Annotated in this window: 13 protein-coding genes; 6 read left to right on the forward strand and 7 right to left on the reverse strand. The window is 35.4% G+C overall.

Going from position 1 to position 14,960, the window contains the following annotated elements:
• Positions 1-62: 62 nt before the first annotated feature.
• Both BIW12_RS07855 and BIW12_RS07860 read right to left on the reverse strand, forming a co-directional pair.
• Positions 63-800, reverse strand: a complete 738-nt coding sequence (locus tag BIW12_RS07855; protein WP_071184616.1) for a sulfite exporter TauE/SafE family protein — start codon at positions 798-800, stop codon at positions 63-65.
• A gap of 5 nt (positions 801-805) precedes the next feature.
• Complete coding sequence (locus BIW12_RS07860; RefSeq protein ID WP_083382070.1) at positions 806-2,191, reverse strand: alginate export family protein; 1,386 nt, start codon at positions 2,189-2,191, stop codon at positions 806-808.
• A gap of 210 nt (positions 2,192-2,401) precedes the next feature.
• On the opposite strand from BIW12_RS07860, the gene leuS reads away from it, so the two are divergent.
• Together leuS and BIW12_RS07870 are read left to right on the forward strand one after the other, a co-directional pair.
• Positions 2,402-5,263 carry a leucine--tRNA ligase gene (leuS, locus tag BIW12_RS07865; protein ID WP_071184617.1) on the forward strand — a complete coding sequence of 954 codons (2,862 nt, stop codon included), beginning with the start codon at positions 2,402-2,404 and terminating at the stop codon, positions 5,261-5,263.
• A 236-nt stretch (positions 5,264-5,499) separates the two neighbouring features.
• Complete coding sequence (locus BIW12_RS07870; RefSeq protein WP_071184618.1) at positions 5,500-6,189, forward strand: zinc metallopeptidase; 690 nt, start codon at positions 5,500-5,502, stop codon at positions 6,187-6,189.
• A 100-nt stretch (positions 6,190-6,289) separates the two neighbouring features.
• Here BIW12_RS07870 and BIW12_RS07875 read toward each other — a convergent pair whose 3' ends face one another.
• The 4 genes from BIW12_RS07875 to BIW12_RS07890 form a co-directional block, all read right to left on the reverse strand.
• Complete coding sequence (locus BIW12_RS07875) at positions 6,290-6,643, reverse strand: hypothetical protein (RefSeq protein WP_071184619.1); 354 nt, start codon at positions 6,641-6,643, stop codon at positions 6,290-6,292.
• A 219-nt stretch (positions 6,644-6,862) separates the two neighbouring features.
• The gene (locus BIW12_RS07880) at positions 6,863-7,897 is read right to left on the reverse strand and encodes a sensor histidine kinase (protein WP_071184620.1); all 1,035 of its coding nucleotides are present in this window, start codon (positions 7,895-7,897) and stop codon (positions 6,863-6,865) included.
• 204 nt (positions 7,898-8,101) lie between these two features.
• Entirely contained in the window at positions 8,102-8,851 is a 750-nt protein-coding gene (locus tag BIW12_RS07885) for a uroporphyrinogen-III synthase (protein ID WP_071184621.1), read from the reverse strand.
• 13 nt (positions 8,852-8,864) lie between these two features.
• Positions 8,865-9,536, reverse strand: coding sequence for a DUF4271 domain-containing protein (locus BIW12_RS07890; protein ID WP_071184622.1), 672 nt, complete (start codon positions 9,534-9,536; stop codon positions 8,865-8,867).
• A 226-nt stretch (positions 9,537-9,762) separates the two neighbouring features.
• On the opposite strand from BIW12_RS07890, the gene BIW12_RS07895 reads away from it, so the two are divergent.
• From BIW12_RS07895 to BIW12_RS07905, 3 genes are read left to right on the forward strand one after another with little or no spacing between them, the layout of a single operon-like run.
• The gene (locus BIW12_RS07895) at positions 9,763-10,488 is read left to right on the forward strand and encodes a polyprenol monophosphomannose synthase (RefSeq protein ID WP_071184623.1); all 726 of its coding nucleotides are present in this window, start codon (positions 9,763-9,765) and stop codon (positions 10,486-10,488) included.
• 10 nt (positions 10,489-10,498) lie between these two features.
• Positions 10,499-11,839, forward strand: coding sequence for a dihydroorotase (locus BIW12_RS07900; protein WP_071184624.1), 1,341 nt, complete (start codon positions 10,499-10,501; stop codon positions 11,837-11,839).
• Positions 11,840-11,843: 4 nt separating this feature from the next.
• Positions 11,844-12,392 carry a DUF4296 domain-containing protein gene (locus BIW12_RS07905; RefSeq protein WP_083382071.1) on the forward strand — a complete coding sequence of 183 codons (549 nt, stop codon included), beginning with the start codon at positions 11,844-11,846 and terminating at the stop codon, positions 12,390-12,392.
• Here the strand turns inward: BIW12_RS07905 and BIW12_RS07910 are convergent.
• On the reverse strand, positions 12,379-13,377 hold the full coding sequence (locus BIW12_RS07910) for an NAD-dependent epimerase/dehydratase family protein (protein ID WP_071184625.1): 999 nt from the start codon (positions 13,375-13,377) through the stop codon (positions 12,379-12,381). The genes BIW12_RS07905 and BIW12_RS07910 overlap by 14 nt on opposite strands.
• A gap of 200 nt (positions 13,378-13,577) precedes the next feature.
• Between BIW12_RS07910 and tyrS the strand changes: the two genes are divergently transcribed.
• Positions 13,578-14,870 (forward strand): tyrosine--tRNA ligase, encoded by a 1,293-nt coding sequence (tyrS, locus tag BIW12_RS07915; protein WP_071184626.1) that lies wholly within the window; start codon positions 13,578-13,580, stop codon positions 14,868-14,870.
• Positions 14,871-14,960 lie beyond the last annotated feature (90 nt).

Genomic DNA, 14,960 nt, shown 5'->3' on the forward strand with positions numbered 1-14,960 from the left:
AAGTTAATAACGTTCAAAGTTTCGATTTTCTTGTCATAAAGAACGGCTTTTTAAAATATTTTTCAGGTAAAAAGTAATTTTAAGCCTGCAATTGTTAATCCAACTGCTAAAAGATATTTTAGTGTTTTGGAGTTGAATTTTTGGCTTCCAAAATAAGAGCCTAATAATCCCCCTATAATTGTAGCAATAACCGCTATTTGTAAATCGGGTGTGAGGTTAAAACCTCCTTTTTGAATTTGACCATAAAGTCCCGAAAGCGAATTGACAAAAATGAATAATGCCGAAACAGCTGCGGTTTCTTTTAGTTTTGACCAACGCATTAAAAGCATCAAAGGACTAAGGATGATGCCTCCGCCAATGCCTAAAAGTCCGGAAAGAAGTCCTATGCTACCACCTGAAAAAAGTCCTGCCCACAGAGGAATTTCCCGATTGGGTTCGTTTTTTTCTTCAAATTGATAGACTAATCTAATAATTGAAATAAAGATACAAATGCCTAATATTTTTTTATAAATAGCATCCGGTAAACTCATAGTTCCTCCCAAAAAAGCCATGGGAATACTAGCAATTACAAATGGAAGAAATAATTTTAATCGAAAAACCCCAGCTCTGTAAAAACCAATAAAAGAGAATAAGGATACTGCTAAATTCATCACTAATGCCGATTGTTTCATCATAGCAGGAGCTACGCCAGCTATTGCCATGATAGCCAGATAACCACTGGCACCACCGTGACCTACAGCCGAATAGACAAATGCAACTAATACTAATAAAAACAGTAGTAAAATAGGGGTGTAATCCATGAAGATTATTTTTTAAAACTAAACAATTCCGGTTTAAAAGTAATCATAACGTAGCTCCAAACCGGAATGATGTTGCTGTTTCCTGCTTTAAGTGTTTCCATGCTTTTTTTGGCTGTCATATAAGAGAATCCAAAATCAATCATTGTAAATGAGTTGCATTTGTAATGGATTGACAAATCGTTTTCAAAACCTAAGTAAGGATTAATTGTATTGCCCAAATCGTTTTTAGTCTTGTTGGACAAATAGAATAAGTGAAAATCAGAACGTAAGTTCACTTTTTTATTCAAATCATAAATAAAGAATAAATACGGATTAAACAATCCGCCGTTTTTTACATCGGTAGGAAAAGCAGTAAAATAATCCATATTTCCCATAAATCGCCATGCCACACCATAAAGAGGTACAAACGATTTTGAGAATTCGCTTGTTTTTTCGGAATTCTCGCCACTTACAAATTCGGCTCCTAAACGGCTGGTGAGTTTGTTTGTTTTCAGTTGGATTTCTGGTTGGAAATAATAGGCAGAAATACGATTGCCTGTTTGCAATTGTCCGTATTGATAATATCCGCTGAGCGTTACATATAAATTGCCTTTTTCAAAATCCAGTCGTCCTCCCGAAGTTCCGCGGGTGTATAAGGTATTGGTATTTGTTTTACTCTGATAACTATCAGCAGCATTGATTGTGGTCAGGCTAAAATGTTCGTTGAGTTTTGCTTTTAGATAATGAACATTGAGCAATTTGTAATTGGTAAATGTGGTTGGAGAAAAATCAGTGTCAAAAATGCGTTCGGCTGTTTGATTAAAAGAAGTTATCAATTCCGAATGAATGTTACTGTTGTTAAAGATAAAATTAATTCCGTCATGTGCTCTGGCAGCCTGACTCCAGTTGGCAGCCGAAAAAAGTCTTCCATTGTCTAATTCTACTTTTTGGCGGCCCATTCGAACCAAAAACTGCTCGTTAATATTGGCATCTACATAGGCTTCAAAAACATTTAGTGAACCCGATGTTGAAGTTTGGCCGTATTGTCCCCAAACTCTCAAATCCTGAATGGAAGTATGAAATTTGAATTTGGGTTGGCTGTAATTAAAATACAATCGGCTTCTTTGAGTTGTAAAAAAAGCGGCTTTAGTATCGGCTGTTCTCAATTGTTTGTATCCATCACGATATTCAGTTCTGGGTCTGAATTCTAAACCAATGTTAAATTCTTTGTTCTCCGAATTTTTGTTTTGATTTACAATTGGAAGTGCCATTATTGAATCGGCCTCTCTTTGTGTAATGAGTTTTTTTTGAAGTAATAAATTGGTAATGGCTGAGTTGTTTTGTGCTGCTGTTTTTTCAAAAGCGAAAAAGCTTAGAATAGTAAGAAAGCAGAGCAGAGCCGTTTTTTTCATAGAAAGTTGTTTGTGCAAAATGCTTTTTAAACAGATTGCAAAAATAAGTATTCTTACTTAGCATTTGATCAGTTGTTGATTTATTTCTTCTTTTCAAGAAATAACTTTGGTGCAATGTGCAATAAACGTAAATTTGCCACTCAATTTTTTTGTAACCCATTCAGGGTTCAAAACCCTGAATGGGTTTAATTTAAAATTAAAATAAAAGGAATGAAATACAATCCGAACGAAATTGAAGCCAAATGGCAAAAATACTGGGCTGATAACAAAACTTTTGCAGCATCCAATACTTCTGAAAAACCAAAACACTACGTTTTAGATATGTTTCCTTATCCTTCGGGAGCGGGATTGCACGTGGGGCATCCGCTGGGTTATATTGCTTCTGACGTGTATTCTCGTTTTAAAAGACACCAAGGTTTTAACGTTTTGCACCCAATGGGTTACGACAGTTTTGGATTGCCAGCCGAGCAATATGCTATTCAGACTGGGCAACGTCCGGAAGATACTACTCGCGTGAATATTGATGGTGGTGTGGATAAAGAAGGAAACCAAATTGCTGGTTACCGCAAGCAATTGGATAAAATAGGATTTTCATTTGATTGGGATAGAGAGGTGCGAACTTCAAATCCTGATTATTACAAGCATACACAGTGGATTTTTATCCAATTATTCAATTCCTGGTACAATAAAGATTCAGATAAAGCAGAGGATATTTCGACTTTGATTGCCCTTTTCGAAAAAGAAGGAAATGCTAATGTCAATGCCGTTTGCGATGATAATATTGAAGGTTTTTCGGCTGCTGAATGGAATGCTTTCGCAAAAGAACAGCAAGAGAAAATCTTGTTACAATATAGACTGACTTATTTGGCTGAAACCGAAGTAAACTGGTGTCCTGGATTAGGAACTGTTTTGGCTAATGACGAAATCATCAATGGCGTTTCAGAACGTGGAGGATATCCGGTAGTTCGTAAAAAAATGACCCAATGGAGCATGCGTATTTCGGCTTATGCGGAACGTTTGTTACAAGGTTTAAATGATATCGACTGGAGTGAAAGTATCAAAGAAAGTCAACGTAACTGGATTGGAAAATCCGTTGGGGCAATGGTAGATTTCAGACTGCAGAATTCAGAAAGCAGTATTTCAGTATTTACAACCAGACCTGATACTATTTTTGGAGTGACGTTTATGACTTTAGCACCGGAACACGAATTGGTAGCTCAAATTACCACCCCTGAACAAAAAGCAGCAGTTGAAGCATATATCGAAAAAACAGCAAAACGTTCCGAAAGAGAGCGTATGGCGGATGTGAAAACCATTTCGGGAGTTTTCACAGGAGCTTATGCCGAGCATCCGTTTACCAAAGAAGCGATTCCAGTTTGGATTGGTGATTATGTTTTGGCGGGTTACGGAACAGGTGCTGTAATGGCAGTTCCTTGTGGTGATGAAAGGGATTATGCTTTTGCCAATTTCTTCAAGGGACAAAACGGAATGCCGGAAATTAAAAATATTGTTGATAAAGATATTTCCGAAGCGGCTTTTGGAGGAAAAGAAGGTTTTCAATTAGTGAATTCTGATTTCTTAAACGGTATGGGTTACAAAGATGGAACTCAAAAAGTAATTGCCGAATTGGAAAAAATCAATCAGGGTTACGGTAAGGTAAATTACCGTTTGCGTGATGCGGTTTTCTCCCGTCAAAGATATTGGGGAGAACCATTTCCGGTGTATTATGTGAATGGTTTGCCACAGATGATTGATGCGCAACATTTGCCAATTATTTTGCCGGAAGTAGAGAAATATTTACCAACCGAAGACGGATTGCCTCCATTAGGAAACGCTTCTGTTTGGGCTTGGGATAGTGTGAATAATAAAGTAGTTGAAACTAATTTGGTTGACAATGCAACTATATTTCCATTAGAATTAAATACCATGCCAGGTTGGGCAGGTTCTTCTTGGTATTGGATGCGTTATATGGATGCGGCTAATGAAAACGAATTTGCTGGTAAAGAAGCGCTGAAATATTGGGAATCTGTGGATTTATACATTGGCGGAAGCGAACACGCAACAGGCCATTTATTGTATTCTCGTTTTTGGAACAAATTTTTAAAAGACAAAGGTTTTGCTCCAACTGAAGAGCCGTTCAAAAAACTGATTAATCAGGGAATGATTTTGGGAACGAGTGCTTTTGTTTATAGATTGGAAGGTACAAATACATTTGTTTCTAAAAACAAAATTGAAGGACAAACGGTTCAGCCAATTCATGCAGATGTTTCAATAGTAAATTCTTCTGATGAATTAGATGTTGAAGCTTTTAAAAATTGGAGAGAAGATTATAAAAACGCTGAATTCATTTTGGATGATAACGGTAAATACATTGTAGGTCGAGAAGTCGAAAAAATGTCGAAATCGAAATACAATGTAGTAACTCCGGACAATATTTGTGCTGAATACGGTGCGGATACTTTGCGTTTATACGAAATGTTTTTAGGGCCATTGGAACAGGCAAAACCTTGGAACACGGCTGGTATTTCGGGAGTTTTTGGTTTCCTGAAAAAATTATGGAGATTGTATTTCGATGACAATGGTTTAATCGTAAACAATGACGAACCAACCAAAGACAACTTAAAATCGTTACACAAAACCATCAAGAAAGTTTCAGAAGATATCGAGAGTTTCTCTTTTAATACTTCGGTTTCCCAGTTTATGATTTGTGTGAATGAATTGTCAACTCAAAATTGTCATTCAAGAGCAATTTTAGAACCATTGACCATTGTGATTTCTTCTTATGCACCTCATATTGCTGAAGAATTATGGAGTGCTTTGGGACACGAAGGTTCGATTGCGACTGTGGCTTTCCCTAAATTCGAAGCAGCTCATTTGGTAGAATCTGATAAAGAATATCCGGTTTCTTTCAACGGAAAAATGCGTTTTACGATTAATTTGCCTTTGGATTTAACTAAAGAACAGATTGAGGAAATCGTTATGAAAGACGAAAGAACCCAAAAACAATTAGACGGTAGAACACCAAACAAGGTGATTATTGTTCCGGGGAAAATCATTAACCTTGTGGGGTAATTTTAATTCCAATATCAATTTCAATCGTCAATGATTAAGTTGAAATAAGTAAATTCCAAAATCCAAATTCCAATTGTCACACTGAGCTTGTCGAAGTGTAATTGGAGTTTGGATTTTTTTTTGAAATTGATTTTTGAAATTGTAATTTTTTTAACAGCTGTCAAAATGACATTTTTGTAAATTGGTTTAGAATTTGAGGTTTACTTTTAAAATTTGAAACAAAAATATAAAAAGATATGGGAAGTGGTTATTTAATTCTGGCGGGAGCAATTATGTTGTTCAGTTGGTTAGTGAGTTCAAGACTGAAGAGCAAGTTTGAACATTATTCACAATTGCATTTGCAAAATAATATGAGCGGTGCTGAGATTGCGCAGAAAATGTTATCGGATAACGGGATTTATGATGTACGCGTGATTTCGACTGAGGGACAACTGACGGATCATTACAATCCGGTGGATAAAACGGTTAATTTAAGCGAGTCGGTGTATAATCAGCGCAATGCTGCGGCTGCGGCTGTAGCGGCACACGAATGCGGTCACGCGGTGCAACATGCCGTGGGTTATGAGTGGTTGACAATGCGTTCTAAATTGGTTCCATTTGTCAATGTGGCTTCTTCGTATATGCAATGGATTTTGTTGGCGGGAATTCTGATGTTGAAGACCTTTCCGGGATTGTTGTTAATTGGGATTATCCTGTTTGCGGCTACTACCTTGTTTTCGATTGTTACTTTGCCGGTGGAATACGATGCCAGTAATCGCGCTTTGGCCTGGCTAAAAAATAAAAATATGCTTAACCCCGCTGAATATGCGGGTGCAGAAGATTCTTTGAAATGGGCTGCCCGTACGTATGTGGTAGCGGCTTTGGGTTCTATTGCTACGCTGTTGTATTATTTGTCTATTTATTTAGGAGGAAACAGGAGAAATTAAAAAAAAATCCAAAAACAAAAATTCCAAATTCCAATAACACTTCGACAAGCTCAGTGTGACAATTGGAATTTGGAATTTTTTTATTGAATATTTTGGGCTGTTATTGCGGCATATTTTGTTGTTGCCATTGTACCAAAATCGCAACTTGCTCATTAGTTAAAGCCGGTTTTTTATTCACAGGAGGCATAAATTTACGGTCGTCTTGAGGTAATTTTACACGGGCAATTATAGCTGCGATATGTTCTTTTACCTGTTCGTAGTTTTCAAATGGTTCTTTACGTCCTTGAGGTGGCATGTGGCATGGTGTACAGCTGTTAGTGATAATAGGTTTTACATCGGCGGTGTAGCTTATTTTTTTAGCTTCTACATAGTCTTTTCCTTTTTTGGCAGAACTACAGTTTGCCATTAACATGGATAATGGAATGATAAGGACAATTAATTGGTTTCTTTTCATGATTTTTTATTTCAGTTGTTGGTCAAAAATAGTAAAAAAAGGATTCGAGTATTAAATGTCGATTTGTTTTCAGAATATTCGGTTTTAAGTGTGCTGTGAATCATGCCAATTGGGATTAATCTTGTCCGATTTGGATAATGACTATTGTGAGAATTGCTGTGATTGAGATACGCTTTAATTCGTGTTTGTTAGTGCAATTCGTGATGGAAACTCTCTGATTTATTTTTGATTGGGTAAATAAACAGTAAAAGTAGTACCGATATTTTCGGTGCTTTCAAATTTAATATGCCCTCCCAGTTTTTCAATGCCATATCTAAGAGTGTAGAGCCCAATTCCGTTTCCACTGGATTGCGTGGTTGCCCGATAAAATAATTTAAAAATGTTTTTTTGTAAGGCTGCAATTATTCCTATCCCGTTATCTGCAACTGTAATTGTAGTAGTGTTGTCTTCTTTTTTTAAAACATCGATTTTTATGAAGGAATCGTTTTGAGTTTCCTTTCTGTACTTTATAGCATTGTCGATAAGGTTTTGGAATAGAGAAATAATGATTAGTTTGTCAAAATAAAAATCAGTTATGGGGTCTATGTTTTCTTCAAATCGAATAGTGTTGTAACCCGGCATATAGGCCAGTGTTTTTTTGACCTCAGGGATTATTTTTTTGAAATCGATTAATTCTAAATGGGTGTTTCCTTTTTGAATCCTTAGTGTTTTATTAATTTGCTCCAATGTGCTCATTAGTTTTTGGATGTTTTCCTGAACTAATTCGAAGTACATTTTTAATTCGTCAGAATCGTTAGGTTCGTTAAGAGCCAGGTCGGTAATTCCTAATATGCTTGCCATTGGACTATTGACATCGTGCGTTATCTTGTAGGAGAATAATTCTAAGGCACTTATAGTGTCTTTTAATTCGGTTATGTTTGAAGCCGTAACACCAATTCCGTCGCCTACTTTAAACACTTTGAGTCTGTTTAGTTGGTTGCCGTAATTGGGATGACTTAAGCTGTCTTCGATAACTATGGGAGTTCCTGTTCTAATTACTTCGAGGTATTTGTCATACAGGCCTCTTTCTCTTATGTCTGGTGAGATGTCGAGAATGTTTTTGCCAATGATTTTGTTATAGTCGATATGGTAAAATTTAAGCAGGCTGTCGTTGATGTCAATGACGTTGAGGTCTTTGTCAAATACAATAAAATGCAATTCGGAATTATTAAAGAATTCGGAACGAAGATTTTTAATTTCGTTTTCGCCTATCATGTGGTATTAGGTTTTGTGTCAGGAAAAAGGCTTTTTTAAATAAATAGCAACAGTTTTTGTCTTATCGCTTATGGCAAAATAAGCTTTTTTAATATAAAAATAAAGAGATTGCTGTTTTTTTTGTTGTTTTAGCTTCCTGTAAATAAGTATAAAAAAAGCCGTCCCGATATTTTCGGGACGGCTAGAAGTATATGATTTAGGAGATTATTTCCCTTTGTTGGCTTCAATAACGTATTTTTCTAATGCCATAGTCATTGATGGTGTTCCCGGAGCGGGAGCCATAATGTCAACTCTTAATCCGTGATCGAGTGCTTCCTTTTGAGTGGTACTTCCAAAAACAGCAATTCGGGTGTTGTTTTGTTGGAAATCCGGGAAGTTTTTAAACAAGGATTTGATTCCTGTTGGGCTAAAAAACGCCAGAACATCATAATAAACATCCGCTAAATCCGATAAATCACTCATTACCGTTTTGTAAAAAGTAGCTTGTTTCCAATCCACTTTTAAATTGTCTAATACTATAGGAGCTTCTGCGTTCAATTGGTCTGAAGCAGGTAATAAGAATTTTTCGTCCTTGTATTTTTTAATTAAAGGCGATAAGTCGGCAAAATCTTTTGCACCAACATATATTTTTCTTTTTCTGTAAACCACATATTTCTGCAGGTAGAAAGCTACTGCTTCTGACTGACAAAAATATTTTAAACCTTCAGGAACTTTAAAGCGCATTTCTTCGGCCACTCTAAAAAAGTGGTCAACAGCATTTCTACTGGTTAAAATAATAGCAGAAAAATTGTTGAGGTCAATTTTTTGAAGTCTAATTTCCTTGGCACTAACTCCTTCTATGTGGATAAAAGGGCGGAAATCAATTTTGATTTTATGTTTTTGTTGGAGTTCAAAGTAAGGCGAATTCTCTACTTTAGGCTCTGGTTGCGATACCAAAATTGTTTTGACTTTCATATTTTAACATTTTCTAAGCGCTCCCTCTTGTAAACAAATAATACATGAAAAAATAGGGAGCTATTTCGAGAGTGCAAAGATATAAAATAAAATAAAACAACTTACTGAATATTACACTTTGATATTTTTTTATTGAAAGAGAATAAGTCAGTATGCTAAGTAAGAGGATTATGCTGATAATTACAATAGGAATGTTTTGAGAAACAGTATTATAGTAATATAAAATAATGTTTACAGGCAGGATAATAATTCCAATATAGGTTCGGTAAGTGATTTTTTGCAGGTTAAATTGCTCCATAAATTCCTCGATATTAAAGGTGGTGGCAATAATTTTTTCGACCAAATACTTTGATAAAATAAAAAAGCTCAGAAAAGTGATGATTTGGATGTATAAAATCCAATCGGTTTTTGAAGCATAACCAAAAATACTCAGGGAAATTTGGATAAAAAAGGCAAAAGAAATTACCTGAACAAAAAATAAAGAGATAGTAAAACTGCTTTTTAGCTGGCTGCTATCGCGATATACTTTGGAATATTTATCCGAAAAAAAAAGATTGATAAAATCGCTAAATCGATTTCCGTAAACTGATTTAGTGATGGCAATAATGCCAAAGGCAAGAACAAAAAGAAAAGTTGCCCAGTCTTTGTTCTCCGTGATTCTCGGATGTAAGAGGTATTCTGTCATAGCGATAGCAAAATTAGTGAAATTTTATATCAATATTTTGTCAAGGCATTGGCATTTAAAAATTTTTGCCACAAATAAGCACAAATTATTCTTGTTTGATGCCCGTGCAATATGAAAATAGTGCATTACAATTGAATTATATTGAAAATACAATCGGTATTATTATAATATTATTATGAATCAAATGGCATAAAAAGGTTATTTTTGCGATGAAATTTTTAGAAATATGAATAATTGCATTGTTATAATTCCTACCTATAACGAAATTGAAAATGTAGAAAGTATCATAAGAGCGGTGCTCTCCCAACACAAACATTTTCATGTGCTTATAGTGGACGATAATTCTCCGGATCATACTGCTGATAAGGTTAGATTGTTGCAAACGGAATTTGAAGGGCGTTTATTTTTAGAAAACAGAAAAGAAAAATCAGGATTAGGAACGGCTTATGTACACGGATTTAAGTGGGCATTGGCTAATAATTATGAGTTTATTTTTGAAATGGATGCCGATTTTTCACACAATCCTAATGATTTAGAAAAATTATACAATGCCTGCCATTTTGGTGATGCTGATTTGGCTATTGGTTCCCGTTATGTTACAGGTGTTAATGTGGTGAACTGGCCATTAAACAGGGTGTTGCTTTCTTATTTTGCTTCGGTTTATGTTCGAATGATTACCGGAATGCAAATTCACGATGCTACAGCTGGTTTTGTGTGTTACAAACGCGAAGTTTTAGAAAAAATAAACTTGGATAAAATAAAATTTGTGGGTTACGCTTTTCAAATAGAAATGAAATACCGCACTTTTAGCCATAATTTTAAAATTACCGAAGTGCCTATTATTTTTACCGACCGTACTAAAGGGCAGTCAAAAATGAGTAATTCAATAATAGTAGAAGCGGTATTTGGAGTTATTTCTCTTCGATTAAAAAAATTAATAAATAGATTATAAAAAAAAGACAATGAACAGGGTTTTAATTAAGAATGCCAAAATAGTAAATGAAGGAGTAATTTTTGAAGGCGATGTTTTAATTGAGAATGACTTAATTGTTGAAATTTCAGAAAGCATTAGTGCAAAATCATCCGATTGTAAAATTATTGATGCCGAAGGGAATTACTTAATTCCGGGAGCTATCGACGATCAGGTGCATTTTAGAGAACCGGGTTTAACTCACAAAGGCGATATTGAATCAGAATCAAGAGCTGCTGTTGCGGGCGGAATTACTTCGTATATCGAACAGCCCAATACGGTTCCTAATGCAGTGACTCAGGAAATTTTAGAAGAAAAATACCAGTTGGCTGCCGAGAAATCCTATGCGAATTATTCGTTTATGATGGGGGCAACTAATGACAATTTAGAAGAAGTTTTAAAAACCAATCCAAAAAATGTTGCCGGAATCAAGATATTTTTAGGTTCTTCAACCGGAAATATGTTAGTGGATAACGAAGCTACACTTGAAAAAATATTCTCAAGTACGCCAATGTTGATTGCGGTTCACTGTGAAGACGAAGCGACTATTAGAGCCAATTCAGAAAAATATAAAGAAGAATACGGAGAAGATGTTCCGGTTACGGCGCATCATTTAATAAGAAGTGAAGAAGCTTGTTATTTGTCTTCTTCAAAAGCCATTGCTTTGGCTAAGAAAACAGGTGCGCGTTTGCATATTTTTCATCTTTCAACTGCTAAAGAAATGGATTTGTTTACCAATAAAATCCCATTGGAAGAAAAGAAAATTACGGCTGAAGTTTGTGTACATCATTTATGGTTTACCAATGATGATTATGCTACCAAAGGTAATTTTATCAAATGGAATCCGGCAGTTAAAACCGCTAATGACAGGGACGCTTTGTGGAAAGCCTTGTTAGATGACCGAATCGATGTTATTGCAACGGATCATGCTCCGCATACACTGGAAGAAAAAAAACAATCCTATTTAAAAGCACCATCAGGAGGGCCGCTGGTACAACACGCAGTTGTGGCTATGTTTGAAGCTTTTCATCAGGGAAAAATTAGCGTGGAGAAAATTGTGGAGAAAATGTGTCACAATCCGGCTAAGATTTTCAAGATTGAAAAACGCGGTTTTATTAAAGAAGGTTATTATGCCGACTTAGTAATAGTAAATGCAGGTTTGCCTTGGGGAGTTAAAAAAGAGAATATCTTTGCTAAATGCGGATGGTCTCCGTTTGAAGGATTTACTTTTAAATCCAGAATTACACATACTTTTGTAAACGGACAGCTAGTGTACAATGCTTTTAAAGTAAAAAACATCCGAGCTGGAAAAAGATTGTCATTTGATCGATAAGACCATGAAAAAAGCGGTATTTTTTTTAATGATAATGATGTCATTTATTGGCTGTAAGGAAGAGACGGTAAAAGAACCGGATCGTCTTATAGACAAGGAAGTGATGCAAAATATTATTTATGATTTGTCGCTTTTGGATGCGATAAAATACAACGAACCTGCTACGACCGAAAATTATAAAGTCAATCCAAAAGAGTTTATTTATAAAAAATATAAAATAGACAGTGCGCAATTTGCACAAAATAACATTTATTACGCATCAAATTTTGAAGAGTACAAAGAGATGTATGATAATGTGATTAAGCGAATTGACAGTAAAAAAGCAGTTATTGATACTGTTCTTAAAAAAGAAGCAAAAAGAGATTCTTTGATTGCTAAAAAGAAAGAATTGGATTCGATTAAAAAGGCTAAAAAAGTAATTTTGGCTAAGAAGAAAGATTCGTTACAAAAAATTAAGAAAAAAGACAGCCTGCTTTTGTTGAAGAAAAAACCAAAAACAGTTACGCCAACAATAAAATCAAAAGTAATTAAAAACGGAGTTAGGATTGATTAACTGCAAATTTCTCTTCGATGTATTGATGTACATCTAAAAAAGAAGTGTTTAATGTGTTTTTAATTTTGTTATTTGAATATTCGGTTTTGCTAATAAAAGAGCGAATAGCATCTTTAGATAAATTATTTGTTTTTTTAGAAAACAGACTAAGAATCCATTGTAATCTCCACGTTATTTCCAGAATAAAAGACTTGGCTTCAATGCTGGGTCTTTTTACTTTAAGGCTGTCGGCAATGGTGTTGAAAAGGGCTTTAAAACCAATATTTTCAGCAATCAGAATATAGCGTTCGTTGCAAATACTGCTTTGCATCAATTGGTACATAATTCGTACTACATCATCTACACTCACAAAACCGCTGTTTCCGGAGGTGTAAAATGGCAAACCGTCGGCTATTTTTTGTATCAACTGTCCGCTGCCCTGTTTTGGAAATCCGGGACCAATAATAACGCCCGGATTAACAATGATGACATTTAAGCCTTCTTGCTGACCACGCCAAATTTCCATTTCGGCACCATATTTAGAAATAGCATAATCGCTATGGTGTCTCTCCGGATTCCACTCAGTTTCTTCGGTGACAATACTTTCGTGTGAAGCTAAATCACCAAGTGCAGCAATGGAACTAACATAACATAGTTTTTGAACTTCTTTGGCAATACAGAAATTGACAATATTAGCAGTGCCTTCAATATTGGTTTTGCGCAATTGTTTTTCGTCTTTTGGGTCAAACGAAATAACGGCAGCACAATGATAAACTCTTGTAATATCTACAAAGGCATGTTCTAATGAAGGAATATCAAGAATATCTGCCTGAACCCATTCGATAGCATCAAACAAAGCGGATTTGTTATAATGTAGGAATAAGGATTTTGTTTTTTGGATATTGCTTTTTTTGCGGTAAATAGCACGGACTTTTTCTCCATTCTCTAATAAATGAAGTAATAAATGTGCACCCACTAAACCGGTTCCTCCTGTAACTAAAATCATTTTGTAAATGTAATAAAATCAATTTCAATGGCAATTTCAAAAATCAATTTCAATTTTAAAGTTTTGTCGAATATTTCTATGGTTATTATGATTGATTTTTTATTGTTATTGTCATTGAAATTGATTTTTGCCATTGATTCATTATATTTGCGCACTCGAAGCCCAAAGGGCTGAACTGACGACGTAAATTGATTAAAAACATGAAGAATTTTATTGAAGAAGTAACTTGGAGAGGAATGCTCCACGATGTTATGCCAGGCACCGAAGAACATTTGATGGAACAAATGCGTGTGGCGTATGTGGGGATTGACCCAACTGCAGATTCATTACATATAGGACATTTAGTAGGCGTGATGTTGCTGAAACATTTTCAGTTGTCCGGACACAAACCATTAGCATTGGTGGGTGGTGCCACAGGAATGATTGGAGATCCATCAGGGAAATCAAACGAAAGAAATTTATTAGACGAAATCACTTTGCGTCACAATCAGGAAGCGATAAAAGGACAATTGGCTCGTTTCTTAGATTTTACTTCCGATGCTCCAAATGCTGCCGAGTTAGTAAATAACTACGATTGGATGAAGAATTTCTCTTTTCTGGATTTCATTCGTGATGTGGGTAAACACATTACTGTCAACTATATGATGGCTAAAGATTCGGTAAAGAAACGTTTGTCATCCGAATCGGCTGAAGGAATGTCATTTACTGAGTTTACATACCAATTGGTTCAGGGTTACGATTTCTTGCATTTGTACAGAGATAAAAGCTGTACGCTGCAAATGGGAGGAAGTGACCAGTGGGGAAATATCACAACCGGAACCGAATTAGTACGCAGAATTGCCAGTGGAAAAGCTTATGCCTTGACTTGTCCATTAATTACAAAAGCGGACGGAACTAAATTTGGTAAATCCGAAGGAGGAAATATCTGGCTGGATGCTGCCAGAACTTCACCTTATAAATTCTACCAATATTGGTTGAATACTTCTGATATTGATGCTGAAAAGTATATTAAGATCTTTACTTTTTTATCGAAAGAGGAAATCGAAGATTTAACAGTACAGCACAGAGAAGCACCGCATTTACGTGTGTTGCAAAAAAAGTTGGCCGAAGAAATTACAATTATGGTTCACTCAGCCGAAGATTTAGAAAATGCCATTAAAGCTTCGAATATTCTTTTTGGAAACTCGAATGCTGAGGATTTAAAACAATTAGATGCAGCTACTTTCTTAGAAGTTTTTGATGGAGTGCCTCAGGCTGAAATCGCTAAAGCGGATATAGAAGCCGGATTAGATATTGTGACTGTTTTAAATGAAAAGACAGGATTTATGAAATCTAATGGAGAAGCAAGACGTGCTTTGACTGCTAATTCTATTTCGGTAAACAGAGAAAAAGTAAAAGAAGATTTTGTCCTTTCGACAAAAGATTTAATCAATGACCAATTTGTGTTATTGCAAAGCGGAAAGAAAAATTATTTTGTGGTTAGAGTAGTTTAATCATTCAACAAACAATAAATAAAGTGATTTTCTTTTTAGGGAATTACATTAAAAATCCAAAAGCCTGATAATATTGTTATCAGGTTTTTG

The organism is Flavobacterium commune, assembly GCF_001857965.1.
Lineage (GTDB): Bacteria > Bacteroidota > Bacteroidia > Flavobacteriales > Flavobacteriaceae > Flavobacterium > Flavobacterium commune.

What these genes read in the sequence shown, in the direction of transcription:
- BIW12_RS07855 (WP_071184616.1), bottom strand. Translation starts at nt 800, where the DNA reads ATGGATTACACCCCTATTTTACTACTGTTTTTATTAGTATTAGTTGCA.
- BIW12_RS07860 (WP_083382070.1), bottom strand. Translation starts at nt 2,191, where the DNA reads ATGAAAAAAACGGCTCTGCTCTGCTTTCTTACTATTCTAAGCTTTTTC.
- leuS (WP_071184617.1), top strand. Translation starts at nt 2,402, where the DNA reads ATGAAATACAATCCGAACGAAATTGAAGCCAAATGGCAAAAATACTGG.
- BIW12_RS07870 (WP_071184618.1), top strand. Translation starts at nt 5,500, where the DNA reads ATGGGAAGTGGTTATTTAATTCTGGCGGGAGCAATTATGTTGTTCAGT.
- BIW12_RS07875 (WP_071184619.1), bottom strand. Translation starts at nt 6,643, where the DNA reads ATGAAAAGAAACCAATTAATTGTCCTTATCATTCCATTATCCATGTTA.
- BIW12_RS07880 (WP_071184620.1), bottom strand. Translation starts at nt 7,897, where the DNA reads ATGATAGGCGAAAACGAAATTAAAAATCTTCGTTCCGAATTCTTTAAT.
- BIW12_RS07885 (WP_071184621.1), bottom strand. Translation starts at nt 8,851, where the DNA reads ATGAAAGTCAAAACAATTTTGGTATCGCAACCAGAGCCTAAAGTAGAG.
- BIW12_RS07890 (WP_071184622.1), bottom strand. Translation starts at nt 9,536, where the DNA reads ATGACAGAATACCTCTTACATCCGAGAATCACGGAGAACAAAGACTGG.
- BIW12_RS07895 (WP_071184623.1), top strand. Translation starts at nt 9,763, where the DNA reads ATGAATAATTGCATTGTTATAATTCCTACCTATAACGAAATTGAAAAT.
- BIW12_RS07900 (WP_071184624.1), top strand. Translation starts at nt 10,499, where the DNA reads ATGAACAGGGTTTTAATTAAGAATGCCAAAATAGTAAATGAAGGAGTA.
- BIW12_RS07905 (WP_083382071.1), top strand. Translation starts at nt 11,844, where the DNA reads ATGAAAAAAGCGGTATTTTTTTTAATGATAATGATGTCATTTATTGGC.
- BIW12_RS07910 (WP_071184625.1), bottom strand. Translation starts at nt 13,377, where the DNA reads ATGATTTTAGTTACAGGAGGAACCGGTTTAGTGGGTGCACATTTATTA.
- tyrS (WP_071184626.1), top strand. Translation starts at nt 13,578, where the DNA reads ATGAAGAATTTTATTGAAGAAGTAACTTGGAGAGGAATGCTCCACGAT.